General features: G+C 61.4%; 23 protein-coding genes. 9 read left to right on the top strand and 14 right to left on the bottom strand.

The genetic code is table 11. The annotated features are described in order from the left end of the window. Window positions 1-32: 32 nt before the first annotated feature. The 7 genes from ACORLH_RS13500 to ACORLH_RS13470 all read right to left on the bottom strand — a co-directional run bounded on the left by ACORLH_RS13500 (window position 33) and on the right by ACORLH_RS13470 (window position 7488). Complete coding sequence (locus ACORLH_RS13500) at window positions 33-779, bottom strand: ABC transporter ATP-binding protein (protein WP_321828908.1); 747 nt, start codon at window positions 777-779, stop codon at window positions 33-35. Beyond that, a complete protein-coding gene (locus ACORLH_RS13495; protein ID WP_058243985.1) occupies window positions 776-1558 on the bottom strand; it encodes an MlaE family ABC transporter permease in 783 nt (260 codons plus the stop codon). Before ACORLH_RS13495 ends, ACORLH_RS13500 begins: the two co-directional genes overlap by 4 nt. After that, a complete protein-coding gene (alr, locus tag ACORLH_RS13490) occupies window positions 1555-2613 on the bottom strand; it encodes an alanine racemase (RefSeq protein WP_321828907.1) in 1059 nt (352 codons plus the stop codon). Before alr ends, ACORLH_RS13495 begins: the two co-directional genes overlap by 4 nt. Window positions 2614-2786: 173 nt before the next feature. Continuing rightward, entirely contained in the window at window positions 2787-4277 is a 1491-nt protein-coding gene (locus ACORLH_RS13485; RefSeq protein ID WP_058243987.1) for a replicative DNA helicase, read from the bottom strand. A 287-nt stretch (window positions 4278-4564) separates the two neighbouring features. Next, complete coding sequence (locus ACORLH_RS13480; protein WP_321828906.1) at window positions 4565-5245, bottom strand: orotate phosphoribosyltransferase; 681 nt, start codon at window positions 5243-5245, stop codon at window positions 4565-4567. 139 nt (window positions 5246-5384) lie between these two features. After that, window positions 5385-6425, bottom strand: coding sequence for a dihydroorotase (pyrC, locus tag ACORLH_RS13475; RefSeq protein WP_321828905.1), 1041 nt, complete (start codon window positions 6423-6425; stop codon window positions 5385-5387). Window positions 6426-6477: 52 nt separating this feature from the next. After that, complete coding sequence (locus tag ACORLH_RS13470) at window positions 6478-7488, bottom strand: phosphoadenosine phosphosulfate reductase (protein WP_321828904.1); 1011 nt, start codon at window positions 7486-7488, stop codon at window positions 6478-6480. Window positions 7489-7763: 275 nt separating this feature from the next. Here ACORLH_RS13470 and ACORLH_RS13465 point away from each other — a divergent pair, with 275 nt between their 5' ends. Next, window positions 7764-9233, top strand: coding sequence for a multicopper oxidase domain-containing protein (locus tag ACORLH_RS13465; protein ID WP_321828903.1), 1470 nt, complete (start codon window positions 7764-7766; stop codon window positions 9231-9233). A gap of 28 nt (window positions 9234-9261) precedes the next feature. Here ACORLH_RS13465 and ACORLH_RS13460 read toward each other — a convergent pair whose 3' ends face one another. Genes ACORLH_RS13460 through ACORLH_RS13445 form a run of 4 tightly spaced genes read right to left on the bottom strand, consistent with a single transcriptional unit; the run spans window position 9262 to window position 14453 of the window. After that, entirely contained in the window at window positions 9262-10323 is a 1062-nt protein-coding gene (locus ACORLH_RS13460; RefSeq protein WP_321828902.1) for a glycosyltransferase family 2 protein, read from the bottom strand. A 4-nt stretch (window positions 10324-10327) separates the two neighbouring features. Continuing rightward, window positions 10328-12712 carry a glycosyltransferase family 2 protein gene (locus ACORLH_RS13455; RefSeq protein ID WP_321828901.1) on the bottom strand — a complete coding sequence of 795 codons (2385 nt, stop codon included), beginning with the start codon at window positions 12710-12712 and terminating at the stop codon, window positions 10328-10330. Next, complete coding sequence (locus tag ACORLH_RS13450; protein WP_321828900.1) at window positions 12712-13425, bottom strand: hypothetical protein; 714 nt, start codon at window positions 13423-13425, stop codon at window positions 12712-12714. The genes ACORLH_RS13455 and ACORLH_RS13450 overlap by 1 nt, the downstream gene beginning before the upstream one ends. Further along, window positions 13422-14453 carry a glycosyltransferase family 2 protein gene (locus tag ACORLH_RS13445; RefSeq protein ID WP_321828899.1) on the bottom strand — a complete coding sequence of 344 codons (1032 nt, stop codon included), beginning with the start codon at window positions 14451-14453 and terminating at the stop codon, window positions 13422-13424. The genes ACORLH_RS13450 and ACORLH_RS13445 overlap by 4 nt, the downstream gene beginning before the upstream one ends. A 256-nt stretch (window positions 14454-14709) precedes the next feature. Here ACORLH_RS13445 and ACORLH_RS13440 point away from each other — a divergent pair, with 256 nt between their 5' ends. The 3 genes from ACORLH_RS13440 to ACORLH_RS13430 all read left to right on the top strand — a co-directional run bounded on the left by ACORLH_RS13440 (window position 14710) and on the right by ACORLH_RS13430 (window position 17349). Continuing rightward, entirely contained in the window at window positions 14710-15618 is a 909-nt protein-coding gene (locus ACORLH_RS13440; RefSeq protein WP_321828898.1) for a MoxR family ATPase, read from the top strand. Further along, window positions 15615-16007, top strand: a complete 393-nt coding sequence (locus ACORLH_RS13435; RefSeq protein WP_321828897.1) for an ADP-ribosylation/crystallin J1 — start codon at window positions 15615-15617, stop codon at window positions 16005-16007. The genes ACORLH_RS13440 and ACORLH_RS13435 overlap by 4 nt, the downstream gene beginning before the upstream one ends. A gap of 82 nt (window positions 16008-16089) precedes the next feature. Then, a complete protein-coding gene (locus tag ACORLH_RS13430) occupies window positions 16090-17349 on the top strand; it encodes a VWA domain-containing protein (RefSeq protein ID WP_321828896.1) in 1260 nt (419 codons plus the stop codon). Window positions 17350-17367: 18 nt separating this feature from the next. Here ACORLH_RS13430 and ACORLH_RS13425 read toward each other — a convergent pair whose 3' ends face one another. Then, complete coding sequence (locus ACORLH_RS13425) at window positions 17368-18039, bottom strand: class I SAM-dependent methyltransferase (RefSeq protein WP_321828895.1); 672 nt, start codon at window positions 18037-18039, stop codon at window positions 17368-17370. 153 nt (window positions 18040-18192) lie between these two features. Between ACORLH_RS13425 and ACORLH_RS13420 the strand changes: the two genes are divergently transcribed. After that, on the top strand, window positions 18193-19212 hold the full coding sequence (locus ACORLH_RS13420; RefSeq protein WP_321828894.1) for an XdhC family protein: 1020 nt from the start codon (window positions 18193-18195) through the stop codon (window positions 19210-19212). Continuing rightward, a complete protein-coding gene (locus ACORLH_RS13415; RefSeq protein ID WP_321828893.1) occupies window positions 19209-20210 on the top strand; it encodes a molybdopterin-binding protein in 1002 nt (333 codons plus the stop codon). The genes ACORLH_RS13420 and ACORLH_RS13415 overlap by 4 nt, the downstream gene beginning before the upstream one ends. 5 nt (window positions 20211-20215) lie before the next feature. Here the strand turns inward: ACORLH_RS13415 and ACORLH_RS13410 are convergent, their stop codons facing one another. Next, a complete protein-coding gene (locus ACORLH_RS13410) occupies window positions 20216-20731 on the bottom strand; it encodes a hypothetical protein (protein ID WP_321828892.1) in 516 nt (171 codons plus the stop codon). Between the two features lie 209 nt (window positions 20732-20940). Between ACORLH_RS13410 and ACORLH_RS13405 the strand changes: the two genes are divergently transcribed. From ACORLH_RS13405 to ACORLH_RS13395, 3 genes are all read left to right on the top strand, one after another. Beyond that, window positions 20941-21954, top strand: a complete 1014-nt coding sequence (locus ACORLH_RS13405; protein WP_321828891.1) for a C4-dicarboxylate TRAP transporter substrate-binding protein — start codon at window positions 20941-20943, stop codon at window positions 21952-21954. A gap of 88 nt (window positions 21955-22042) precedes the next feature. Next, on the top strand, window positions 22043-22690 hold the full coding sequence (locus ACORLH_RS13400; protein WP_321828890.1) for a TRAP transporter small permease: 648 nt from the start codon (window positions 22043-22045) through the stop codon (window positions 22688-22690). Further along, window positions 22690-24090, top strand: coding sequence for a TRAP transporter large permease (locus tag ACORLH_RS13395; RefSeq protein ID WP_321828889.1), 1401 nt, complete (start codon window positions 22690-22692; stop codon window positions 24088-24090). The genes ACORLH_RS13400 and ACORLH_RS13395 overlap by 1 nt, the downstream gene beginning before the upstream one ends. Window positions 24091-24255: 165 nt before the next feature. Here the strand turns inward: ACORLH_RS13395 and ACORLH_RS13390 are convergent, their stop codons facing one another. After that, complete coding sequence (locus ACORLH_RS13390) at window positions 24256-25323, bottom strand: DUF1513 domain-containing protein (RefSeq protein ID WP_321828888.1); 1068 nt, start codon at window positions 25321-25323, stop codon at window positions 24256-24258. Between the last annotated feature and the right edge of the window lies 1 nt (window position 25324).

Here is a 25324-nt window from a genome sequence, read left to right as displayed (position 1 = left end):
TTGTCCCCTCCCTTGTTGCCAAGCCTCAGGGCCTAGCGCACAGCCTCAATCGGGCCATCGGCGCGGCCGTGAATAAACTGATCCAGATAGGGATCGCCTGAGGCATCCATCTGCGCCACCGGGCCCGTCCATTGGATGACGCCATCGTGGAGCATCGCCACATTATCGGCAATCGCCCGGACTGAGGTCATATCGTGGGTGATGGTCATCGCGGTTGCGCCCATTTCCACCACAATCTCACGGATCAGATCGTTGATGACGCCAGACATGATCGGGTCCAGACCGGTGGTCGGCTCATCAAAGAAGATGATCTCAGGCTCGGCGGCAATGGCGCGGGCCAACCCGACCCGTTTTTGCATGCCGCCTGACAGTTCCGACGGGAACAGATCCGCCACATCCGGCTTCAACCCGACCCGGCGCAGTTTCTCAATCGCGATGTCGCGTGCCTCGGCCTTGGGGCGTTTCAGGCTGCCCCGCATCAGGCGGAAGGCCACGTTCTGCCAGACCGGCAGGCTGTCAAACAGCGCGGCGCCCTGAAACAACATGCCAAAACGCGCCAGGAAGGCATCGCGATCCCCGGTGCCGACGTCCTGTCCATCCAGAGTGATCGACCCGCTGTCCGGGGTCACCAGACCCAACACCGATTTCAACAGCACCGATTTGCCGGTGCCCGAACCGCCGATGATCACCATCGATGTGCCCTTGGGGATGGTCAGGTTGACCCCCTGCAGCACTTTCTTGGGGCCAAAGGCCTTATGGACATCTGTCAGCTCAATCATGCGGAAAAGAACAGCTCTGTAAGGATGTAGTTGGCAGCAAAGATCAGGACCGAGGCCGCGACAACCGCCGATTTGGTCGCCGCGCCAACGCCCTGCGCCCCGCGGCCGGAGTTCATGCCGTAAAAGCAGCCCACCGTGGCAACGATGAAGCCAAAGACCGCGCCTTTGATCAGGCCTGAGGTCACGTCAAAAACCTCAAGGAAGTCGACGGTGTTTTTTAGATAGGCGGCGGCGTTGAAATCCAACCGGCTGACGCCCACCAGATAGCCCCCCATGATGCCGATGACATCTCCCACGGCCACCAGACAGGGCACCGCCAGAGTGGCGGCCAGAACGCGGGGCAGGGTGAGGTATTTCATCGGGTTGGTCGACAGGGTGACCAGCGCGTCGATCTGTTCTGTCACCTTCATGGTGGCAATCTCGGCCGCGATGGAACTGGCGACACGTGCCGCCACCATCAGGCCACCAAGCACCGGCCCCAACTCGCGCACCATGCCGATGGCCACAATCGAGGGCACAACCGCCTCAGCCGAGAACCGCGCACCGCCTGCGTAGATCTGCAGCGCCAGCGCGCCGCCGGTAAATAGCGTGGTCATGCCGACCACCGGCAGGCTCAGCCAGCCGATCTGCACCAATGCGGTCAGAAATTCGCGGGTGTAGAACGGCGGGCGCAGCAGGTGGCTGATGGTTTCCGCCGCAAACAGCGTCAACCGCCCCACCATGGCCAGCATCGCCAGCACCTGCGCCCCAAGGCCGCCTATCACCCGCACAACACTCATCCGCCGATATACTGGCGCTGATAACGCCGCCCCATGGAGGTCAGGATTTCATAGCCGATGGTGCCAGCGATATCCGCCAGATCGTCAACCTTCTGCTGACCATTCAGGATCTCAAGCTGATCCGGGGCTTCGGCCAGATCGGTGACATCCACGGTGATCAGGTCCATCGACACCCGACCCACCACCGGGCAGGCGGTGCCATTTGCAAAGACACTGAGCGTTGCACCGTTCAGGCCGTTGCCGATCACACGGTGCAGACCGTCGGCGTAGCCCGCCGCCACGGTGGCGATTTTGCTGGGCCGTTCGGCCACCCAGGCGTTGCCGTAGCCCACGGCCTCGCCCACCGCCACATCGCGGGTCTGGATCACCGGCAGCGCCACGGTTACAACGGACGCGGCATCTTCAAACGGCAACCCGCCATAAAGCCCCACGCCGGGGCGCACCAGATCGAAGTGATAGTCCGGCCCCAACAGGGTTCCGCCGGTTGCCGATAGGGACCGTGGCACGGTGACGCCGGCGGTCATTTCGGTGAAACAGGCCAGTTGCTGGGCATTCATCGGATGATCCGGCTCATCGGCGCAGGCCAGATGGGACATCACCAGCCGCAGATCCCCGGCCTCGGCGCGGGACCGCAGCGCGGCCCATTCCGCAGGTTCCATCCCCAGACGGTTCATGCCGCTGTCGAGCTGCACGCCGTAGCCGCGATGGGGCAGGGCGCTGAGGTGACGGTCCAGTTGCGCGGCGGAGTTCAGCATCGGGATCAGATCCAGATCGCGGATCAGATCGGTATCCCCGGCGCCGTGGCCGGAAAACACGCAGATCTCAGCCCCGTCGCAAATCGCCTCACGCACCGGGATTGCCTCCTCGGCGGCGGCCACGAAGAACCGGCGCAAGCCTGCCGCACACAGGGCCTTGGCCACGCGGCCAGAGCCGAGGCCATAGCCATCCGCTTTGATCACCGCGGCGGTTTCAACCGAGGCGTTGGATTTTGCATCAAGCGCCCGCCAGTTGGCCACCAGCGCATTGAGGTCGATCGTCAGAGTAGAAACAGTCATGGCGCCTGTTTTGCCAGACGCGTGGGGCGGGTCAAGATGAAAGCGCAACCACCCCGCCAAAACGTGGCGCCTTGAGGCGCGGCTGCGCAATATGAGTATTTGGAGAACATTGAAAAGGGGGTGGAAAGGGGGCGGGTGTTGCCCCCTTAAGATTTGGCAATTGGAAGGGCGGCTTAATAGCCCTGGTCGTCCTGCTGCCACTGTTTGACAAGGTTGCCAAAGCGGGTGAACTGCGCCTCAAACGACAGCTCGACGGTGCCGATGGGACCGTGACGCTGCTTGCCGACGATGACCTCGGCCTTGGCGTGCAGGCGTTCCATCGCCTCTTTCCACTCTTCCATCTTTTCAAGTTCGTGATCGCCGGGTTTTTCACGTTCTTTATAGTATTCCTCACGGAACACGAACATCACCACATCCGCATCCTGTTCGATCGAACCGGATTCCCGCAGGTCCGACAGCTGCGGACGTTTATCGTCGCGGCTTTCGACGTTACGCGACAGCTGGGACAGCGCGATCACCGGGATGTTCAGTTCCTTGGCGATAGCCTTCATGCCCATCGAAATCTCGGCAATTTCGTTTACACGGTTGTCTGACATACCGCGGCAGAGCTGCAGGTAGTCGATCACCAGAAGGTCCAGACCATGGGTCCGCTTCAGCCGCCGTGCCCGGGCGGCCAGCTGGCTGATCGGGATCGCCGGCGTGTCATCGATGAACAGCGGACAGGCCTCAAGATCCTTCGCGGCCTGCACAAACCGGCGGAACTCTTCCTCGGTCATGTCACCCTGGCGGATCTTGTGGCTGGAAATCTCCGAGGCTTCGGCCAGAACACGACCGGCCAGCTGTTCGGCGCTCATTTCGAGCGAGAAGAAGCCGACAACACCGCCGTCCACCGCGCCTTCGGTGCCATCCTGTTTCAGACCGCGCTTGTAGGCCTTGGCGACATTAAAGGCGATGTTGGTCGCCAGCGAGGTTTTCCCCATCGAGGGACGCCCCGCCAGGATCAAAAGGTCCGAGGGGTGCAAACCACCAAGCTGTTTGTCGAGATCGACCAGACCGGTGGAGATCCCCGCCATGCCACCGCCGCGCTGATAAGCTTCGTTGGTGACATTTACCGCTTCAGTGACGGCTTTGAGGAAGGATTTGAACCCCGACTCGGTCTGGCCCTGCTCGGACAGCTGATAAAGCTTCTGCTCGGCGTCAACGATCTGCTCTTTCGGCTCGGAGGCCACATCGACCCGGCGCGCCTTTTCCGAGATGTCACCGCCAAGGCGGATCAGCTCGCGGCGGATGGCCAGATCATAGATCATCTGCGCGTAGTCACGCACCGCAAAGGCCGAGATGGACGCCCCCGCCAGCCGGACCAGATAGGCTGGTCCCCCAAGCGCCTTGAGGCCCTCGTCTTCCTCAAGGAACGCTTTCAGCGTCACCGGCGTTGCCAATTGGTTTTTGGCGATGCGGGCGGCGGCCACCTCGTAGATGCGCTGATGGACAGGCTCATAAAAATGCTGCGCATTAATGACCGAAGCAATTTTGTCATAGACATCATTGTTGGTCAGGATCGCGCCAAGCAATTGCTGCTCGGCTTCGATCGAATGCGGCATTGGATCAGTCGCTTCCGCCTCTTCTTTTGGCGCAGCGCTGTTGATCGGAGCGATTTCGTTCATTGTTTTTACTGTCCCCCAGTGGGTGGAGGTTTTACTCGAAGCGGCGTTTGCCGGGCAAATTGTATGTTTTGGTGGACCACCCTGTGCAAGACCTGTGAATGGCCTGTGGATAGATTGGTCCTACATCATTTTGTCGGCTGCGGCTGGTTTCTGTCAATATCTTGGTGCCTCACAGCCAGTAGGTGGAAAAGGCACGCCGGATGACCCTGTGCGGATCGGCGTGCCTTTGCCTATGGTTGCGGCTCAGCGGTGGCTCTTCGGTGGCTGAGCGGCGATCGCGTCGCGGATCAGCCTTTTTTGTTGGCTTCCTGCCACGCGCGGGGATCGTTCAGGAACGACTCAACCTCGTTGAGCGTTTCTTCATCAAAGGCTTTCTGCGCCTTGGCTTCTGCCAGAACATCCCACCAGGTGCAGAGGTAGTGCAGCTCCACGCCATGATCACCCAGACGTTTCGTCGTCTCAGGGAAAATGTCGTAGTAGAAGATCACCGCAGTGTGGCCGCACTCCGCGCCGGTTTCCCGGATCGCATCCACGAAGGACAATTTGGAGCCGCCATCGGTGGTCATATCCTCAACCAGCAACACGCGCTGGCCTTCGGTCATGACGCCTTCGATGCGGGAGTTGCGACCGTAGCCCTTGGGTTTCTTGCGCACATAGGTCATCGGCAGCGCCATGCGTTCAGCAACCAGCGCGCCAAAGGGGATGCCTGCGGTCTCGCCACCGGCGATGTTGTCAAAGGCCTCAAAGCCAGCATTGCGCATGACGGTGACGGTCAGGAAGTCCATCAGCGTGGTGCGGATCCGCGGGAAGGAGATCAGCTTGCGACAATCCACATAGCTGGGCGAGGGCAGGCCAGAGGCCAGCGTATAGGGCTCACGCGAGTTGAAGTTCACCGCACCGATTTCCAGCAGCATACGGGCAGAGAGGCGGGCGATTTCTTCTTTGGACGGGTAGGACGTTGGGATCATCTGGGCAGCACCTTTTTGAAGCGATCAGCAGCTCGCGCGCTGATAGCCGATCTATGGCGACGATGTCGAGAGGGGTTGCTGTGGAAGGGAGGCTGCGCCAGAAACGGCAGGCGCAGCCTTTTGTTCTCGAGCGTAACGCTTAAGCCACTTTCCAATGCACCGGGAAGCCGGGGTCGAACACGGTGACGGGGCCGTCTTGGGTGTCGATCTGTTCCGGGAAAGCAGTGGGCGTCTCGCCTTTGGTCAGGGTCAGCGTGCCCTGGTTCACCGGCAGGCGGTAGAAGTTCGGACCGTTTTCGCTGGCAAACTTGGCGAGGTTTTCCAGCTTGCCTTCTTCCTCAAACACATGCGCCAGCAGCGGCATGGTGTTGGTGGCGGTGAAACAGCCCGCGCAGCCGCAGGGCTGCAGCTTGTTGGCGTCCGTGTGCGGCGCCGAGTCGGTGCCAAGGAAGAAGCGCGCATCGCCCGAGGTCGCGGCGGCGCGCAGGGCGATCCGGTGCTCTTCGCGTTTGGCGACGGGCAGGCAGTAGTAATGCGGTTTGATCCCACCGACCAAGATGTGGTTGCGGTTGATGATCAGGTGGTGCGTGGTGATCGTGGCGCCCAAATCCTTGTCCTGGCTGCGCACATAATCTGCCGCGTTGGCGGTGGTGATATGTTCCATCACCACACGCAGGCCCGGGGTGGCCTTGCGGATCGGATCCAGAACCCGGTCGATGAACACGGCCTCACGGTCGAAGATATCGATGTCGTGGTCGGTGACTTCGCCGTGGGTACAGAGCGGCAGACCGATCTCGGCCATCTTTTCCAGCACCGGGCGCACCTTGTCAAAATTGGTCACACCGGAGGAGGAGTTGGTGGTCGCCCCTGCCGGGTACAGCTTCACCGCTTTGACCAGCCCGCTGGCATGGGCGGCGGCAACGTCTGCGGCGTCGGTGTCTTCGGTCAGGTAGAGCGTCATCAAGGGTTCAAACGCCATGCCCTCAGGCAGGGCGGCCAGAATGCGGTCCCGGTAGGCCGCGGCATCTGCGCCTGTCACCACCGGCGGCACCAGATTGGGCATGATGATCGCACGGGCGAAATCGCGGGCGGTTTCGGGCAGGACGGCCTGCAGCATCGCGCCATCGCGCAGATGCAGGTGCCAGTCATCGGGGCGGGGAATGGTGATGGAGGTGCTCATGGCCCCGCGCTTACACAAATCTATGCCGAAGCGCTAGAGCCCTAAGAGCGGCTTATGCCTCTGCGCCGCCATCAGGCGCGGGCTGGTCAGCCTGTGATGAGGCAACTGGTTCAATCCCGGGGATGCGGATTTTGCCTTCGCGGGCTGCAGCCTCCAACGCGTCAAGGCGGCGGCGGATCCGTGGGGCGCGCATGCGGCTGGTCACATTGCGGCAGACCATTGCGGCCATCCAAGGCCGTTCAGCCGCATCCATACGTGCGATCAAGCCACGCAGATACCGGGGATAGTCACGGCGGGCGCGGTAGAGGCGGGCGAACTCTTCTTCGCTAAAGCGATCCTCGCCAATCGCCTGCAGGATCGGGAACAGCAGTTCCATGCTCAGCAGATCCGACTGCAACGCGCTGCCCATATTGGGCAGGCGCAGCTTGGTGACATTACGGCGGGTGAACAGCGCGGCATGCATCGCGTCCAGCTCTTCGCGCGGGTCATAAAGCACGTAGCCCTGTTGTGCGGCATCCATCATATCGGGCGCGTAGCCAAAACGATCAGTAAATGACGTGCGGCGCATCTCAACAAAGCGATTGTCCCATTCGGTGACGCGCGGGTCCAGCGTGGCCTGTGGCTGGATCGCCAGCACATGCGCGCCGGGGGAGGCGACCGAGAAGGCTACGGCGGCATAGCCACAGGGGCCCGCGCCATAGAAAATCACCCGGTCAAATTCCTCAAAAAACCCGTCATCAATCAGCTGGTCAAAGAAACCATAGACTTCTGGCGCGCGGAACCAAGTGTCGCCGTCGCTGATCACGGACAGGTGGGACCAGCCCAGCGAACGGGCGAAATCCCAGCCCAGCGGTTGTGCACTTTCGGAAAGAGCCTGAATGCCCTGACGGGTTTCAAAGGTGACCAAGAGGATCGGCTTTTCATCCACGAAGCCGGCACAGTGGCGCGCGCCCAAGGGTTGGAAAAAGCCGGTTTCTTCGGTGATCTCGCTAAAACGTTCCAGCCATTCAGCTTTCTTCAAGCCGTTCAGCGGCGTGTCGAGCGGGTTGGGCGCGTCCAGCATATACTCAGATCCTCAGTACCGTGCCCTTTGGGGTGCAACCTGCACCCGGGGCTTTTGGGGGGCTTTATGGGCTTTTGAGGAAATTTGACCCGAGTTTGCGGCCAAAATGCGGAGAAACGGCGGGAATCCTAGGGCCTTTGGGGCTTGGAGCCGGAGGATTTGGGCGGAAATGTGTCGCCCGCCCGATGGCATTGGTCGGTCGGCGTTGATCGCGCAGGGGCTGCCCCTACCTAAACAGAGATTGATTGGCGAAGGTATTCTGGCAGGAGAGGACAATGGATCGCAGAGGGTTTTTGAAACTGGGCGGCGCCGGTGCAATTGCGGCGGGCGCGGGCTACGCTTGGGGCCAGTCGACAGCGCGAAAACTGCCGCTGATCCCGATGACCGATCTCACCGCCGGGATTGAGGGACGGATCGCGCTGAACCTGCAATCGGCGCAGCATGACTTTGGCAATGGGGCTGCCAGCGCCACCTATGGCATCAACAATAGCTATCTGGGGCCTGTTTTGCGGGTGAAACAGGGTCAGGTGCTGCCGTTTGATGTGATGAACATCATCGGCGATGTGACAACGATCCACTGGCACGGGCTGCACATCCCCGGGGACGTCGACGGCGGTCCCCATCAGGAGATTGAGGATGGCACAACCTGGTCGCCTGACGTGCCGATTGTGCAGGGGGCCTCCATGAACTGGTTCCATTCGCATATGCACGGAAAAACCGCGCAACAGACCTACAACGGGTTGGCAGGTGTGCTGCTGGTCGAAGACGACGGAAGCCTCGCCGCGGATCTACCCAAGACCTATGGCGTGGATGACTTCACCCTCGTCCTGCAGGACAAGATGTTCGATGCCAGCGGGCGGATGAGCTATTCGCTGACGGGCGACACAATTGAGGAGGGGTTCCAGGGGGAAACCCTCGTGGTCAATGGGGCGATTACGCCGGTGGCGCAGGATGTGCCGACGGGATTGGTGCGGCTGCGATTGCTGAACGCCTGCAACGCGCGGTTCTTGGAACTGTCGATGGCGACGGGCCCGATCACGGTAATCGCCTCCGATGGCGGCTTCCTTTCATCCCCGGTTGAGGTGGAGAACATCGTGATGTCCCCCGGCGAACGCTATGAGATCCTTGTTGATATGGCGGCTGTCGAAAGCAACGCGCTGACCGTCAACCTGAACGGCGGTGATGTGGGCTTCTTTGCCAGCCTGTTTGGCGGCAATCAGACCACGATTGCGCTGCAGCTTAATCGCACGGCGCAGGCAGGCTTCACCGGGGCGATGCCAAACCGTTTGGCTGTGTTGGCGCCACCCAAACGGTCTGAGGCAACGGTGACACGGTCGTTCCAGTTGGACATGGATCTGGGGGCTGATCTGACCGCGCTGGCGCTGGCGTGGGATAATTTCTGCGGCGATGCCGGGGCGATGGCGATCAATGGTCAGCCAATGAAGATGGACCGGATCGACGAAAAGGTGACCAAGGGCACCACGGAAATCTGGCGCATCACGGCAGATGAACAGCAGCATCCTTTCCACGTGCACGGCTGCTCCTTCCGTATCCTGCAGCAAGAGGGCGGTGCAGCCCCCGCCTATGCGCAAGGCTGGAAGGACATGGTGCATGTCGGCGAAGGCTGGTCAGAGATCCTGGTGCGGTTTGATCATGCAGCGCCGGCCGATGCGCCGTTTATGTATCACTGCCACATTCTGGAACATGAAGATTGCGGCATGATGGGGCAATTCACTGTGACGTAACAGTGGTTTAGCAGGGGATTGGTTGCGCTTACTTGCCCGAGGTTTCTGCCGCGTTGACCCGCGCCTTATTGGCGTGATGGGTCAGAAACTTCGCAGCTTGCTCCGGCACGGGCTGGCTGGGCGGGGTCATCAGCAGGCGGGAAAACAGGGCGCGCGATGGCTCCTCTGACAGCAGCGCCTCAAACCGGGCATGGCGCCAGGCGACGGCCTGCTGGTGTAGCGCAGCAAGCGTGTCGTCTGCCTTCAGCTGATCCATCGCTGCCAGCATTTCCGGCGCCAAAGACTGGATCGAGCGGTCTTTTTCCACGTTGAAGTTACGTTCCACCCAGTAATCCAGCCCCAGCCGATCCGCCTCATGCACGGCGCGGCCGCGATCAGCCTTCAACACATAGCTTTCCATCGTGCCCAGCGGGTAGTGGTTCAGCTGCGCCAGCTTGTAGTTTGACTGGCCGTAGTTGGAAAAGATCCGGGTGCGGGCAAACTTCTCAGGCAGTTCGCGACCCTCACCGTCAAACCAACGCTGGTCTTTCAGCCGCTCAGGATCGGGGTTGCGCGGGCGATGCACCCCCAGCTTGCCGTAGGTGCCATCATTGCGAAACAGCGTTTTGAACATTGCGGCACGCCAGGGCCAGTGCAGCACCACGGGGGCAGCGGCAAAGAAGGTCTGGGTGATCGGCACATCATTGTAGCGGATCTGGCCGGCATTGCCGAACAACCGCCAGGTCAGCGGGATCGCCGTCGCCTCAGGCAGGGCATGAAACAGCGCCTCTAGCGTGTGATTGCCCACATGGATGTTAACAAACTCATCAATATCCAGCGTCATCACCCAGTCTGCATCCTGCATCATGGGGTGTTTTTCAGCCAGCTTATAGGCGGTGAACTGAATGCCGCCTTTGCCATAGGGGCCGTCATTTCGGATATGGGTCAGTTCGCCCATGTCCTGCAGCCGGTCCAGCATCTGATCAGTGCCGTCCTGACAGTCATTTGAAAACACAAGGAAATCGGTGAAACCGACCTGTTTGTGATGGGCCAACCATTCCAACAGAAAGGCCCCTTCGTTGCGTAAGGTCAGGATGGCAAGCGCGCGCATCGGGTCAGCTTTCCATATCAAGGGCCAGCGCGTAGGCCACGCGCTCCACCTCGGTCAGTTTCAGCGCCACGGCCTGCTGATAGAGGTCTTCGAACTCCGCCATGCCATGCAATTCGGCCGCTTTGGCCTGATGCCAGGCAAACCCCGCCTCATGCAGGCGCTTCAGCTCTTTATCCTCCAGCAGACGGTCATATTCGGCCCTGAGGCGCGGCAGGTTGCGTTGGATGGTGACATCTTTGAAGTCCGACCAGTCCATGCGGATCCAGTAGTTCAACCCGATGGAGCGATCCACATGCAGGGCGCGGCCACGCTGGCGTTTGACCAGATAGCTTTCGGCGCTGCGCAGCGCGTAGTGGTTCAACTGGATCAGATCGTAGCCGATGGATTTCTTGGAGCTGCGCCAGCCTTTCTCGGCGGCCTCACGGGTCATGTCGATGCCTGATCCGTTGACCCATTTGACGCGGGATTTGAAATCCTCATCCAGTTTGTTTGGCCGGTGGCAGGAGATTTTTTCATAGGCGCCGATGTTTTTGAACATCGTCTTGAAGCCCCAGACAGTGTGCGGCTTGGGGCAGAATTTGGGGGCGCAGGTGTCAAACTGACCCACCACCAGATCATCGGCCAGTTCGGTCACGCCGTTGTGGCCAAACAGCCGCCAGGTCATGGCCACATTGGTGGCATCGGGCACCCGGTCAAAGAAATCCTGTAGCGTGCCATTGCCGCAGCGCACGTTGATGAATTCATCCACGTCGATATGCGCGATCCATTCGGCGTTTTTCAACACTGGTTCTTTCTGCGCCTGATTGAGGGCATATTGCTGGGGCGAGTTGCCTTTCCAATTGTCGTTGTTGCGGTGCTGCAAAACGCCCATCTCCTGCAGGCGATCCAGCATCTCGCTGGTGCCGTCGGAACAGTCATTGGTGTAAATCAGGAAGTTGTCGACGCCCATCGCGCGATGGTAGGCGACCCATTCCACAATGTAAGGCGCCTCATTTTTCATGCAGCCGACGATGATATTGCCGGTGCTGCCCTTGGGCAGTTTGCGCGGCTTCATCGCGGTATAGGGCGCCGTCTCAGCGGTTTCATCAACCCGGCCGATGTCATTGTGCGGCTTGAAGGAAGACCCTTGCAGCTTCTCAAAGTTTTGCACCGCCAGTGGGGGCATGATTGCGCGCGCCGCAGCGGTCAGCCCGGTGATCCCGTCGCCTTCGTCTTCCGGCGCGGGGGCAGGGGCCTCCTCGGTGGAAGCGTTCAGCTTGGCCAGTTCTGCGGCCTTATGCTCCTTCTCCTCGCGGGTGAATTTGTTGATCCGATGCAGGAAGGACAGCAGGTATTGCGTGGCACGATACCCGCGGGTCGGGTCGGCCTCGTCCCAGTCGGGCAGGGCGGTATCCGGGGTGAGGCTGGCCTTGCCCAGGCCCTTGTGCGCCTTGATCAGCACCTTGTTCTGTTTCGCAAACCCGTCTGAGATGGCTGCCAGACTGCCGGGGGCAATTGGATCACCGTCCACCTTGATTTCATTCATGAACTTCCGCCAGAGCTGGCGGTTGATCAACCGGTCTGAGGATTTCAGCATCTGCAGGAATAGATCGTTCATCTGTCGCCCACGGGTCACCCAGGCGGCAGCGGGCTGTTTGGGCGGTTCTTCGGCATTGGCGCGGCCGATGGTCTGGTCGATGTCAAACATCGCGCGGATCTCATCGGTGACGGCCTCGGAATAAAACAGCGCCTCGTCATAGGCGCGGAAGCTCACACAACCTTCGCCAAAGACCGCCTCCCACTCCTGCTGCAGGCGGGCGTAATCCAGCCAGAACGGCGGATGTTGGATTTCCAGAAACTCACCGTTTTCCGGCACGATCTGATGGCCGTCCAGTAGGGCATCGTCCCACCAGTCGGCGGTACCGGCCATGTCCATTTCCCGCGCCAGTGAAGTCGCGCGCCCCTCCAGCACCTGGGCGCTGTAGCGCCGGGCCAGCAGGCGGGCCTGTTCATCCACATGGGCGACAACTTTGATCTCCCCCTCAATCGGGGCCAGCAGGGCCTTCAGCCGCTCCAGTTCGGAGCGTCGCGCCAGGGACGCGCCCAATTGGCTGGCCGACAGGATCAGCTTTTCAGGGCGCACAGCGGCGACATCACGCAGGATCGCCTGCTGCACCAGATTAAACAGGCTGCGCTGTTTTTCGGGATCGATGTAGCCGCGATTGAACCGCAGCGTGTCCACATGATCCGGATCCGTCACCGCCATATAAAGCCGGGTGTGGTTCTTGCCGCCGGCGCCGCGCGGGAACAGGATGCCTTTGGCCTCCAGCTGTTCACGTTTGTTGGCCAGCACGTCCTGAATGCGGGCCGCGCCCACCTGTTCCAAACCGATGTGCAGGTAGATCTGCATCAGACGGCCTCCGTATCCGTATCGCCTGTCGGCGTGTCATTGTCGTGCCGGTCGCTGGTGTCCCGGCCCGTATCATGCCGGTCTGGTGTGTCCGCGCGCACAGGGTTGCGGTTAAGATGCCCCCACCATGGCACGTCCCGGCCGAGAAAAGCGGCCAGTTGCTGACGCGCATCCTCTGCGCCCACATCCAGCCGCAGGAAGTCATCCGATCCGGCAAAGATCCGGTCCAGATGGTCATAGTGCCCCGCAATCCAGCGCTGACGTTCCTGATCAGCCCCGCCAAATCCGCGCGGCAGACCGGGGATTTGATTTTTCGGCAGCCGTTCTGAGGTCAGGTTTGACCAGCGTGACATGGAATCCGAAATCTCAGCCACCGGACGCCAACTGGCAAAGAACTTCACCCCGGGATGGTTTTGACGGATCGCGTCAATCACCGCGAAATCCATCTGCGGCCAGAGCGACAGGCCTTTGCGCAACACGCTTAACTCACTGAAGGCATCAAATTCATCCAAGTAAGCCAGCGGATCGCCGGTGCGGAAGAACGCCTCATAGACCAGCTGACCAACAAAATCGCCCAGGATGTGGTTGTCTTTGCTTTGCCCGGTGCGGATCCGGTAGTCCGCCGTGTGCAGGCTGGCCCGGCGTAGGGCGCGGGCCACGGTGGTGGTGCCGGATTTCGGCAGCCCCAGATTGACAACCCTCAGCCGGCTCATACGGTCAGCCCCAGTTTGCGGATCAGCGCTTCCTCCTGCGGCGGCAGGGTTGAGGCCGCGCGGAGCTGCGCCTGCATTTCCTGATAGGCGGGCTGGGCCAAGAGAGCATCGCGCTTTTCCCGGTGCAGCGCACAGGCCTTGTCATGCAACGCGTTGATCTCAGGATCGGATTTCAGATCGGCCAGCGCCGCCTGCAAATCGGGCAGGTAGCGCTGAATGCTCAGATCCTGCCAGGCGGGATCATTGCGTTCGCGCCAATAGGTGTCATCAAAGGCGCGGTTTTCCCGGTTCACATCGCCGCGGTCGTTTTTCACCAGATAGCTGTCGAGCGAGCGCAGTGCATAGTGATTGAGCGTCGCATAGTCGCGCGCGCCCTGGGCTGGAAATTTGCGGATGCGGCGCGGATTGGCGGCGACCAGAAACTTGTGCTGCACCTTGCGACCAGATCCATCGGTCCAGGAAGGGCGCTTTTTCGGCGGCAGTTTTTCGCGGAAAAACGGGCGGTGGGCGCCAAAATACTGCAGCGGGAAATCATGACGGACCAGCGATTTCACCTCAATCGCGGCTTCCCCACACCACAGGTCAGGATTGTGCGAGCGGGTGAACTGTTCGATCACCGGACGGTCCTCAAAGGTCTCAATCCCATCGCTGGCAAAGAACTGAAAGTTCAGCGAAATCGCCTGAGGATTGCCGCAGGCCTCGACCAGTGCGGGGATGGTGTGATCGCCTACATGGATGTTCAAAAACTCATCCACATCGGCCACCCAGACCCAATCGGCCTCGCTCACCACCTCTTGTTTGGCGGCGTGTTTCAGCGCCTCCATCTGGTAGTTGCGCCCCTTGGCGGGGTTGGGCAGATGCTGAACGATGCCGCGCGCTGCCAGCGCATCCAGCATCTCATCCGTGCCATCGGTGCAATCATTGGAATAAAACAGGTGATCGGTCACCCCGATCAGCCGGTTGAACGCGATCCATTCCAAGAGGAACGGGCCTTCGTTTTTGACGCAGGTGACTGCGGTTACACGCATCTGCCTGCCCCTTTGGGTTGTGCAATGCTCACTTGTTTACTCTCTGCTCTCGAAACGACTGATTTTATTATGGCTTTAGCCGCTTGTTTCCCAATTAACTACAATCCCCCCTGCAATGCGTCAATTGTCCGGCAGGCGCTGGACGCGAACCGCGGCCCGAACCGCAGCCCTTTGGCAACGCCGCCCCGGCCTAGACCTTGGTCGCGCTTGACGGGGGCAGGTGCAGCTGCCCTTCTACCGGGCAGGGAGGACATTCATGCGCACAGCCACATCCATTGGGGATCTGCAGCACCAGCTGGCAGAGCAAAACTACGTTTGCAGCCGCGCCCTGGCCACCGTTGGCTTTCTGTCACTGAAGTTGGGCCGGCCCCTGTTTCTGGAAGGCGAGGCCGGCACTGGCAAGACCGAGATTGCCAAAGCCATCGCCGCCGCGCTGGGCCGCCGGTTGATCCGCCTGCAATGCTATGAGGGGCTGGATGCTTCCTCGGCCGTTTATGAATGGAACTTTGCCGAACAGATGGTCGCCATCCGCACAGCCGAGGCGGCGGGCGGGGCAGACCGTGACGCCTTGAAAAATGAGCTGTTCACCGAAGACTATCTGATCGAACGGCCGCTGTTGCAGGCCATGCGGCCGCAGGATGGCGGCGCGCCTGTTCTGCTGATTGATGAGATTGACCGCACTGATGAGCCGTTTGAGGCCTTCCTGTTGGAAGCGCTCAGCGATTTTCAGGTCACCATCCCCGAGCTGGGCACGATCAAAGCGCCTGAGCCACCGATTGTGATCCTGACCTCCAACCGCACCCGCGAAGTGCATGACGCGCTGAAACGGCGCTGCCTTTACCATTGGGTGGATTACCCTGGCTTTGAGCGGGAGGTGGAGATTCTGCAGGCCCGCGCCCCCGAAGCCGCCGAGGCCCTCAGCCGTGAGGTGGTTGCCTTTGTCCAACGCCTGCGCACCGAGGACCTGTTCAAGAAACCCGGCGTTGCCGAAACCATCGACTGGGCGAAATGCCTATTGGCGCTGGATGTGCTGACCCTCAGCCCCGAGGTGATTGCCGACACATTGGGGGCGGTTCTGAAATATCAGGATGATATCCAGAGGTTGCAGGGCAGTGAGGCGAAACGTATTCTGGATGAGGCAAAATCGAGTCTGGAAACTGCATGATCCTATATCGCCCAACGGGTTACAAAGAACTGTTGCTGATCAAAGAGAGCGGTTGGAGCGCTTGGCCGCCTCGTTTACCCGATCAACCCATTTTCTATCCTGTCACCACCCAACTCTACGCCGAGAAGATTGCACGAGATTGGAATTCAGTGCTCGCCGCACCGGACAATTACGGGTTTGTCACCAAATTCGAAATCAATGCCGAAACCGCAGCGCGGTATCCTGTCGAACAGGCAGGTGGCAAAGCGCATGAGGAACTCTGGGTCCCTGCAGAGGAATTGATTGCGTTCAATCGTGGGATTGTGGGGCAGATTACGCCCATCAGAGCCTTCAAGGACAAAGCCGACTATTCGCTGGATCAGGCTCTGGCAGAAATCGGGGCTGCATGAACCTTGCCCTTGCCGGAAAAACACGTAGGGGAACGCCGCAACCGAGGGGAGGGCAACGCTCCCGCGGGCTTAGGCAATCGCAATGACTCAGCTGCCCGATCTGGACCTGCCTGAGGATCCCAAGCTCAGCCATAACATCATCCATTTCGCCCGCGCCTTGCGTAAGGCGGGGTTGGCGATTGGACCGGGGCGGGTGATTGATGCGATCCGCGCGGTGGAGGCGGCGGGCTTCAGCCGCAAGGAAGATTTTTACTGGACGCTGCATGCTTGTTTTGTGACCCGCCCTGAACAGCGGGCGGTGTTTGGGCAGGTGTTCCGGCTCTATTGGCGCGACCCGCGGTATCTGGAGCATATGATGTCGATGCTGTTGCCCTCGGTTCGCGGGGTTCAGGAGGAACGCAAAGCCCGCGCCGCAGAAAAGCGCGCGGCAGAGGCGCTGCTGGAGGGGCAACAGCCTGATGAACTGCCCGAACAGCCCGAGGCGGATGAGGTCAAGATTGAGGTTGATGCCTCGCAAACAACATCACTGCAGGAAAAACTCCGCACCTTGGATTTCGAACAGATGAGCACCGAGGAGATTGCCGCCGCCAAACGCATGATCGCACGGCTGAAACTGCCGGTGCAGCCGATCCGGTCGCGGCGGATGCAGGCCGCCACGACGGGCCATGCCTTGGACTGGCGGCGGACCATTCAAGCCTCGATGCGGCGGGGTGGTGAGGTGCATGAACTGGCGCTGAAACAGCGGCGCACCCGTTGGCCCAATCTGGTGGTGCTTTGCGATATCTCAGGCTCCATGTCGCAATACAGCCGGATGGTTTTGCATTTCCTCCATGCGGTGGCCAATGAAAAAGGCGCGGGCTGGGCCAAGGTGCATGGATTTACCTTTGGCACCCGATTGACCAACATCTCCCGCCATCTGCGCCGCCGCGACGTGGATCAGGCCCTCGCCCTGGCCGGGTCTGAGGCGCAGGATTGGGAGGGTGGCACGCGGATCGGCGAATGCCTGCATCTGTTCAATCGCGACTGGTCGCGCCGGGTGTTGGGGCAGGGGGCGGTGGTGCTGCTGATCACCGACGGGTTGGATCGCGGCGATGCCGCAGCGCTCAGCAAAGAGATGGAGCGGCTGCACCTCTCCTCACGCCGGCTTATCTGGATCAACCCTTTGCTGCGCTGGGACGGTTTTGCCCCCAAGGCGCAGGGGATCAAGGCCATGTTGCCCCATGTCGATGCCTTTCGCGCCGGCCATTCCATCGCTTCGCTGGAGGCGCTGGCCGAAGCAATTTCCGACGCGCAGGACCGCGGTGAAAAGGATCGCTTGATGGCGATGATGGCTGAGGGCTAACAGACCAAAGGTCAGGGATCAGCTGCGGCGCTGGGCCACCACCGCAGAAAACCGCTGTTCGCTGCCCGCAGGGGTGAAATGGCTGAAACGCTGGTTGTGACGACAGGTGAACCTAGATCCCAGAAATTGCATCAATTGCCCGGAATCATAGGGTTCGATCTGCTGACCCGAACAGGATTTGGGGCCATCCGGCGCGAAGGTGGCGATGATTGCATGCCCGCCAACCGGCAGGGCGGCCAGCAGCGTGCGGTGATAGCGGGCCTGATCGCGCGCGCAGGTCAGAAAGTGCAGGGCGGCCCGGTCGTGCCAGATGTCATAACGGCGTTTCGGGCGCCACTCCCGCACGTCAGCGGCAATCCATTGAATGCTTTTTGCCTCTGGCAGCTTCGCCTTGTTGATCGCCAACGCATTGGCCGAAAGGTCCAGCGCCGTCAGATCGCGCCAACCCCGCGCCCAGAGATCCGGCACCAAAGGGGACACGCCGGCGCCGATGTCGATCAGGCTGTTGTCCGGTGTCGCACCGATCTTGTCCAGCAGATCAATGGACTGGCGCGCTTCGGCCTCAAACCAGCTGACGGTTTTGGGGTCTTTGGTGGCATAGACATCCTCCCATTTCTGCTGTTGGCTGGGCGCGGTGTCGGGGCCTGTATCCGAGGCCGTCTGCTGCGCTGGCTGGCGAGGGGGTTGCATAACTTCTCCTAATAATTCGAATGATTGAATTTAAGGGCTGTGCCGGCAAAATGAAAGTCCCCCTTGGGGTTTTCTTCTGCGTGGTGCGGACTACCACCAATGGACAACAGCGGCGGGGCTGCTAATTTGCTATCACCGGGCAGGGAGGCTTGGATGGAACGCTTTGACAATATTCCGGAAATCGCGCTGGGCTGGCACCGTGAGGGCAAAGGCGCTGTGCTGGCCACTGTGGTGGAAACCTGGGGCAGTGCCCCGCGCCGTGTGGGCAGCCAGCTGGCCATTTCCTCAGAAGGGGAGATTGAGGGCTCCGTCTCAGGCGGCTGTGTTGAGGGCGCTGTGGTCGTTGAGGCGATTGAGGCGCTGGAGGCGGGCGAAAGCCGGATGCTGGAATATGGCATCAGCGATGGCGATGCCTTTGCCGTTGGGCTGGCCTGCGGCGGCACCATCCGGGTGCTGGTCGAACCGATTGGCGCAGTCCTGCCTGAGGCAATGCTGGCCGATCTGGTGGCCGCCCGCACAGCCCGCCAGCCTATCGCCTATGTTGTGAACCCCACATCCGGGGCGCGTAGCCTGACCTCCGACGGATATGGCACACGCTTCCGTATGGACCGCTCTGGGTTCGAAGAGGACGGCGAAACCTTTGTGGCCATTCACAACCCGCCGCTGCGGATGCTGATCGTTGGGGCGGTGCATATTGCCCAGGCGCTGGTTCCGATGGCGCGGCTGGCGGGCTATGATCCAACCCTGATCGATCCGCGCGAAAGCTTCGGATCCGAGGCACGGTTTCCCGGTGAAACGATCCTGCATGACTGGCCGGATGAGGGCGTGGCCAGCTATGGGCTGGACAGCCGCACCGCGCTGGTTTTGCTGACCCATGATCCCAAGCTGGACGATCCGGCGCTGGAACAGGCGCTGCGCTCAGAGGTGTTTTATATCGGCGCGCTTGGCTCCAAACGCACCCACGCAAAACGCGTCGCCCGGTTTGAGGAGAAGGGCTACAGCACTGACGAAATTGGCAAAATCCACGGGCCGGTTGGTCTGGATATCGGCGCGGCCAGCCCGGCAGAGATTGCGCTGTCGATCATGGCGGAATGCACCGAGGTCTTGCGCCACGGGCCAAAAAGCGGGCCAAAAAACGGGTCTGAGGCACCGTCGGAAAAGGCGGCAGGATGAAGTTTGGACCTGTCCCCGTGGCCGAAGCCGCAGGCGCCATTCTGGCCCATTCGATGCAACTGCCCGGCCAGAAACTGCGCAAAGGTCTGCAGTTGGATGCAGATCATATTGCTGCCCTACAGGCGGCCGAGGTCACTGAGGTGACCGTTGCCCGGCTTGAGGCCACGGATATGCATGAAGATGCCGGCGCCGATGCATTGGCACAGGCGCTGGTGCCGGATCCGGGGGCTGCGGGCCTCAGCCTCAGCAAAGCTTTTACCGGCCGGGTAAACATCACCGCCAAGGGGCCCGGTGTTGTCTCCCTCAACCAACGAGCCCTGGTGGCGATGAACGCCATCGATCCGATGATCACGCTGGCAACTGTCCCTGCCTATCAGCAGATGACCGAGGGCGGCATGGTCGGCACGGTCAAGGTCATTTCCTACGGCGTCAGTGCGCGCGATGTTGAAAAAGCCTGCGCCGTGGCGCGCGGTGCCTTGCGTCTGCGCCCGCCGGTGCACAAAACCGCCGCGCTGATTGTCACCGATATCCCCGGCGGCGCTGGGTTGAAGGGGGAACAGGCGATCGCTGACCGCCTGACCGCCTTGGGGATGCAGCTGGTCGATACCAAGTTGGTTCCTCATGAGGAGGCCGCGCTGGCAGAGGCTCTGGCGACGGTGAGCGCCGATATGGTGCTGATCCTGACCGCCTCGGCCACCTCAGACGCCTATGATGTGGCGCCACAAGCGGTGCGCCAGGCGGGCGGCAGGGTGGAACGGTTCGGCATGCCGGTCGATCCCGGCAACCTATTGTTCTTGGGCGAAATCTCCAACCGTCCGGTGATTGGCTTGCCGGGCTGTGCCCGCTCGCCGGCGCTCAACGGCGCGGATTGGGTGCTCAGCCGCGTGGTCTGCGGGATTGAGGTCACAGGGCAGGACATCGCCGAAATGGGGGTGGGCGGTTTGCTGAAAGAAATCCCAACCCGCCCGATGCCCCGCCACAGCAAGGCCCGGGGCTAGAGACCTCAGGCGCTTTTGCGCCCCTTCGCGGGCTGGGTCAGCCCCAGCGCCGACGGCAGACTGCGGGCAAAGGGCGTCAGCGCGGCATGGAAATCCTGTTCGGCAATCTGGCGATCGGTCAGGCACAGATGGGCCCGGTCCGGCGCGCCAATCAGCTGCGCCACCGCCGCCCTGACCTGATCGGCGCCTGAATCAGACTGGGTGATCAGCGTTGCATAGGGGGGCAGGGGGCGGCCCTGTTCCAGCAACCACGCCCGCATCGCCGGGCACAGGGCCCCGGCCCAATTGGGCAGCGCCAGAACCAGCGCGCGGTAGTCTGAGGCCCAGCGAAGCGGTGGCGCAATCTCACAGGCCATGCCGCGGCTGGCCTGCCAACGCCCCCAGAGATAGGCCAGCGGGCCGCGGCGCCGATGGCCTTCGCGAATGTCTTCAAAATCCGCATCCAGCCGCGCCCGCAGATCCAGCGCCACCTGCCGCGTCAGGCCGGTGCGCGAATAGCATATGATCAGCACATCCTTCATGGCAGCAACCCTGCGCCCGGGGCAGCGGGCGCACTTTGATCTGGCACAAATCAAGGCGCTTAACCGCTGTGAATTTGCATGAAATTTACCGGGTCCCGTGAAACTACGGCATCGCGATTTTGCGGGGACGCAGGGCTTGGCTTGGCATTGGGGCTGGGTTAGCCTCAACCGGGACGGCCCAGTCACGGGCCCAGTTACGGGAGGAAGATATGAAGTCTATTTTTGCCAAGGCCGTTGTGGCCTCGCTCGCCGTTGGTTTTGCGTCGGAGACGATTGCAGAGGAATGGAATGTATCGCTTTGGGGTAAGCGTCGTGCGTTTACGGAGCATGTTGAGAAGCTGGCGGAGCTGGTGTCTGAGAAGACGGGTGGTGAGTTCACGCTGAACATTTCTTATGGCGGTCTGTCGAAGAACCGGGAGAACCTGGATGGGATCTCGATCGGGGCCTTTGAGATGGCGCAGTTCTGTGCCGGCTATCACCGCGACAAGAACCCCTCGATCACCGTTTTGGAACTGCCGTTCCTGGGTGTGAGCACGCTGGAAGAAGAAGTGGCGGTCAGCCATGCGGTCTATGGCCACCCGGCGGTGCAGGCGGATCTGGGGCGCTGGAATGCCAAGCTGCTGATGACCTCGCCGATGCCGCAGTACAACATTGTCGGCACCGGCGAAGCCCGCGATGCCCTGGCCGAGTTTGACGGCATGCGGGTGCGCGCCACCGGCGGTATCGGTCAGGCGTTCAGCGCCGTGGGCGCGGTGCCGACCTCGGTCACCGCAACCGAAGCCTATAACGCGATGGAAAGCGGCGTTGTGGACACTGTGGCCTTCGCCCAGCACGCCCATTTTGCCTATCGCACCATTGACCAGGCCACCTGGTGGACCGCCAACCTGAACCCCGGCACCGTGAACTGCCCGGTGGTGGTCAATGTCGACGCCTATGAAGGCCTGTCGGACGCCCACCGTGAGGCGCTGGACAGCTCGGTCGATGAGGCGATCGCCCATTACCTGGCCAACTACGGTGAGGTTCTGGCCAAATGGGACAGCGTCCTGGCCGAAAAAGGTGTGGCCAAGGTGGAGCTGCCCGAGGCAGAGATCGCCAAATTCCGCGAAGTGGCCGCCGGCCCGATCCGCGACAAATGGATCGCCGACATGACCGCCCAGGGCCTGCCCGCCCAGGAGCTGTATGACCTGGTCATGAGCACGCTTGAGGCTGAGCGCAGCAAGTAAGCGGCGCCTTTTGACATCGACCGCTCCTGCTGGGCTGAGGCCCCTCGGGGGCGGTCTTTCTATATAAAACAACTGGATGGGGGATGAGATGGCGGGATCTGCTGCGGTCTTGGAAGATGGGTCGGGTCTGAGCCGGCTGGATCAAAACCTGTTTCGGCTGGAACGTGTTCTGGCGCTGTTGAGTGGGCTGGCGGTGTTCTCGCTGATGCTTCTGGCGGTGGTCTCGGTCTCGGGGCGCAACCTGATGAACGCGCCGCTGCCGGGCTATGTGGACTGGATCGAACAGGCGATGCCGCTGATTGCCTTTATGGCGATTGCCTACACCCAGCGCGATGGCGGCCATATTCGCATGGATATTCTGGTGGGCCGCCTGTCGGGGCGGGCGCTTTGGGCGGCGGAGTTTCTGACCACCCTGGCGGCGCTGGTGCTGATGGTGCTGCTGGTCTGGGGCACCTGGTCGCATTTTGACCGCAGCTTTGATTTTAATGCGCCGCTCTGGTCGCGCGACAGTTCGATCGACATCGGCATTCCGATCTGGCCGGCCAAGCTCTTGGCCCCGGTGGCCTTTGCGGTCCTGAGCGCGCGTATGGCGCTGCAGCTCTGGGGCTATGGCCGCGCCTTTGTGCTGGGTCTGGTGGAGCCGGTGGCGGTGCCGCTGGTGCAATCGGCCGCCGCCCAGGCGGCAGAAGAGGCCGCCCATGTGGGCGAGTTGGAAAATGATGAGGGACGGGGCTGATGGAACCGATTGAAATTGGCCTCTGGGTCTCGGGCTTTATGCTGCTGATGGTGGTTCTTGGCATGCGGGTGGCCTTTGCCGCCGGGATTGCCGGGCTTGTGGGTCTGATCTGGATCTTCTGGGCCAAGAAGGGCTATGACCCCGAAGATTTTGGCTGGGCGCTGACCGTGGCGGTGAAAACCGCTGGCCAGGTGCCGCATTCGAAAGTGGCCAGCCAGGCGCTGTCGCTTATTCCGACCTTCATCCTGATCGGTTACCTGGCCTATTACGCGGGCCTGACCAAGGCGTTGTTTGACGCGGCCAAACGCTGGGTCGGCTGGCTGCCGGGAGGCTTGGCGGTCTCGACCGTCTTTGCCACCGCGGGCTTTGCGGCGGTCTCTGGCGCTTCGGTGGCCACCTCGGCCGTCTTTGCCCGGATCGCCATCCCCGAGATGCTGAAGATCGGCTATGACAAACGCTTTGCGGCGGGTGTTGTGGCGGCTGGTGGCACGCTGGCCTCGCTGATCCCGCCCTCGGCCATTCTGGTGATCTATGCGATCATTGTGGAACAGGATGTGGGCAAGCTGTTGCTTGCGGGCTTCATCCCCGGTGCCTTCTCGGCGCTGATCTATGGCGGCCTCATCGTGGTGCTGGCGCTGGCCCTGCCGAAGTTCGGCCCGCCAGTGAAAGGCTTCACCTGGAAACAGCGCTTTGCTGCGATCCCGCCGGCTTTCCCGATCTTCTTTGTGGTCTTCATCATCATCTTCTTCATCTACAACCCCTTTGGCGGAGATGCCTGGGGCACGCCCACCGAGGGCGGCGCGCTGGGGGCCTTTGTGGTCTTTGTGATGGCGCTGCTGCGCGGCATGGGCTGGGCGCAGCTGAAGGATGCGCTGCTGGAGACGGCGAAGCTGTCGGCGATGATCTTCACCATCATCTGGGGCGTGCTGATCTACGTGCGGTTCCTGGGCTTTGCCGATCTGCCAGGCGCTTTCTCGGATTGGATCACCGGGCTGGAGCAGAGCCCGATGCTGACGCTGGTGCTGATCCTTCTGGCCTATGCGGTCCTGGGCATGTTCATGGATGCGATCGGCATGCTGCTGCTGACACTGCCGGTGGTCTACCCCGCTGTCATGGCGCTCAACGGCGGTGAGTTTGTCTCGGCCGCGGACAGCACCTTTGGCATGTCGGGCCCGATGTGTGCGATCTGGTTTGGTATTCTGGTGGTGAAAATGGCCGAGTTTTGCCTGATCACCCCGCCCATCGGCCTCAACTGCTTTGTGGTGGCGGGCGTGCGCGATGACGTGAGCGTGCAGGATGTCTTCAAAGGCGTCACCCCTTTCTTCATCGCAGACGCCATCACCATCGCCCTCCTCGTCGCCTTCCCATGGATTGTCCTGTGGCTGCCGTCACAGGTGTGACGATATCTAGCCGGGTCACGCAGTGAGCCGGTTCGTGCCCGACCCGCCCCCAGGGCGGGCGCGAATTTACAACACCTACGTGATAAAGAGTGCGCCGATGTCCTGAGAGGTCGGCGCACTTGAAGATCCCGCCCCTGGGTCGGGCACGACCCTCCGCCTCTGTCTTCAAACAGCGATCAGGTGATTGTCAAACGCCATGTCGTGCTGCACTGGATCGCTCTCAGCCCCGATATAGCGGATCATCCCAGTGCCGGAGGTTGCGATAAATCCGTCGCCAGAGGGTGACAGGCCGCAGACGTCCACCTCGTCGATCTGACTGATAAAGGCGCCCGTTCTGGCATCAAAGATCTGCACCGCATTACCGCGGGGCGAGGTGATGGCAACCGTTTGCCCATCGCCGCTGAAAGCGATGGAGCCGGCGTAGTTCTGCATGCCTTCATGCTGGGATTCGGGCGCGGCGCTGAGGCGGGGCGCCTCACCGGGGCGCATCAGCCCCAGCAGTGGCGGGTGGCTGCCATCGCGGCCCTGCCACTGCATGGCAAAGCCGATCAGCCCATCCGCCCGGAGCGCCAGGTGGCGGATTGAGTTCAGCCGCAAGGCGGGCGCCAGCTGGGTCACCTCCAGCCCGCCGTCCAGATCCAAGAGTGCCAGATTGGCGCGCATGGTCGGCAGGTTCAGCGCAGTACGGCCGCTTTCAGGATGGGTGTCTATGCCGCCATTGGCGACCACAAAACGGTCCTGACCGGGCAGGCGCTGCAGGTCATGTGGGCCAATCCCGCCAGAGGGCAAATCGCCAATGCGGCGATAACCCTGCCGCCTGTCCCAAAGGGCGATGCGGCCTTCACCAGCCTCATAGTCATTCTCCGGTGTCAGCAGCAGATCGCCGGCCAGATCAAAGGCGCCGTGGCCCATGAAATGACGACCTTCGGGGCTGTGAAGTTCGGCGATGACCTGACCGGTTGAACAGTCAATCACATGGGCAAAGGTGCCAGGGCGGCGGGCGAAGGCCACGGCCTCGGCCCGGGTGGGATGGGCGGCGGCGGCATGGCCACGGCCGGGTAGGGGCAGATCAAATACCGGCTTACCCTGGGCCGAAAGGCCAAAGAGGCGAAAGGATCCGTCTGGCGTTTTGGCAGCCGACAGGTAGCGCGGCGCGCCGACATCGGCCCAGGTCACCGCGGGTGTCAGACCCGCCGCCAGAAGCCCCGCCAGAAATCCCCGCCGTGAAGTCATC

It is taken from the genome of Thalassovita sp. (assembly GCF_963691685.1).
Taxonomy (GTDB): domain Bacteria; phylum Pseudomonadota; class Alphaproteobacteria; order Rhodobacterales; family Rhodobacteraceae; genus Thalassobius.
This window is presented reverse-complemented; position numbering and strand designations above follow the sequence as displayed.

What these genes read in the sequence shown, in the direction of transcription:
- ACORLH_RS13415 (WP_321828893.1), top strand. Translation starts at nt 19,209, where the DNA reads ATGAAGTTTGGACCTGTCCCCGTGGCCGAAGCCGCAGGCGCCATTCTG.
- ACORLH_RS13425 (WP_321828895.1), bottom strand. Translation starts at nt 18,039, where the DNA reads ATGCAACCCCCTCGCCAGCCAGCGCAGCAGACGGCCTCGGATACAGGC.
- ACORLH_RS13445 (WP_321828899.1), bottom strand. Translation starts at nt 14,453, where the DNA reads ATGCGTGTAACCGCAGTCACCTGCGTCAAAAACGAAGGCCCGTTCCTC.
- ACORLH_RS13470 (WP_321828904.1), bottom strand. Translation starts at nt 7,488, where the DNA reads ATGCTGGACGCGCCCAACCCGCTCGACACGCCGCTGAACGGCTTGAAG.
- ACORLH_RS13410 (WP_321828892.1), bottom strand. Translation starts at nt 20,731, where the DNA reads ATGAAGGATGTGCTGATCATATGCTATTCGCGCACCGGCCTGACGCGG.
- ACORLH_RS13435 (WP_321828897.1), top strand. Translation starts at nt 15,615, where the DNA reads ATGATCCTATATCGCCCAACGGGTTACAAAGAACTGTTGCTGATCAAA.
- ACORLH_RS13450 (WP_321828900.1), bottom strand. Translation starts at nt 13,425, where the DNA reads ATGAGCCGGCTGAGGGTTGTCAATCTGGGGCTGCCGAAATCCGGCACC.
- ACORLH_RS13500 (WP_321828908.1), bottom strand. Translation starts at nt 779, where the DNA reads ATGATTGAGCTGACAGATGTCCATAAGGCCTTTGGCCCCAAGAAAGTG.
- ACORLH_RS13485 (WP_058243987.1), bottom strand. Translation starts at nt 4,277, where the DNA reads ATGAACGAAATCGCTCCGATCAACAGCGCTGCGCCAAAAGAAGAGGCG.
- ACORLH_RS13460 (WP_321828902.1), bottom strand. Translation starts at nt 10,323, where the DNA reads ATGCGCGCGCTTGCCATCCTGACCTTACGCAACGAAGGGGCCTTTCTG.
- ACORLH_RS13455 (WP_321828901.1), bottom strand. Translation starts at nt 12,712, where the DNA reads ATGCAGATCTACCTGCACATCGGTTTGGAACAGGTGGGCGCGGCCCGC.
- alr (WP_321828907.1), bottom strand. Translation starts at nt 2,613, where the DNA reads ATGACTGTTTCTACTCTGACGATCGACCTCAATGCGCTGGTGGCCAAC.
- ACORLH_RS13405 (WP_321828891.1), top strand. Translation starts at nt 20,941, where the DNA reads ATGAAGTCTATTTTTGCCAAGGCCGTTGTGGCCTCGCTCGCCGTTGGT.
- ACORLH_RS13430 (WP_321828896.1), top strand. Translation starts at nt 16,090, where the DNA reads ATGACTCAGCTGCCCGATCTGGACCTGCCTGAGGATCCCAAGCTCAGC.
- ACORLH_RS13390 (WP_321828888.1), bottom strand. Translation starts at nt 25,323, where the DNA reads ATGACTTCACGGCGGGGATTTCTGGCGGGGCTTCTGGCGGCGGGTCTG.
- pyrC (WP_321828905.1), bottom strand. Translation starts at nt 6,425, where the DNA reads ATGAGCACCTCCATCACCATTCCCCGCCCCGATGACTGGCACCTGCAT.
- ACORLH_RS13400 (WP_321828890.1), top strand. Translation starts at nt 22,043, where the DNA reads ATGGCGGGATCTGCTGCGGTCTTGGAAGATGGGTCGGGTCTGAGCCGG.
- ACORLH_RS13440 (WP_321828898.1), top strand. Translation starts at nt 14,710, where the DNA reads ATGCGCACAGCCACATCCATTGGGGATCTGCAGCACCAGCTGGCAGAG.
- ACORLH_RS13465 (WP_321828903.1), top strand. Translation starts at nt 7,764, where the DNA reads ATGGATCGCAGAGGGTTTTTGAAACTGGGCGGCGCCGGTGCAATTGCG.
- ACORLH_RS13420 (WP_321828894.1), top strand. Translation starts at nt 18,193, where the DNA reads ATGGAACGCTTTGACAATATTCCGGAAATCGCGCTGGGCTGGCACCGT.
- ACORLH_RS13480 (WP_321828906.1), bottom strand. Translation starts at nt 5,245, where the DNA reads ATGATCCCAACGTCCTACCCGTCCAAAGAAGAAATCGCCCGCCTCTCT.
- ACORLH_RS13495 (WP_058243985.1), bottom strand. Translation starts at nt 1,558, where the DNA reads ATGAGTGTTGTGCGGGTGATAGGCGGCCTTGGGGCGCAGGTGCTGGCG.
- ACORLH_RS13395 (WP_321828889.1), top strand. Translation starts at nt 22,690, where the DNA reads ATGGAACCGATTGAAATTGGCCTCTGGGTCTCGGGCTTTATGCTGCTG.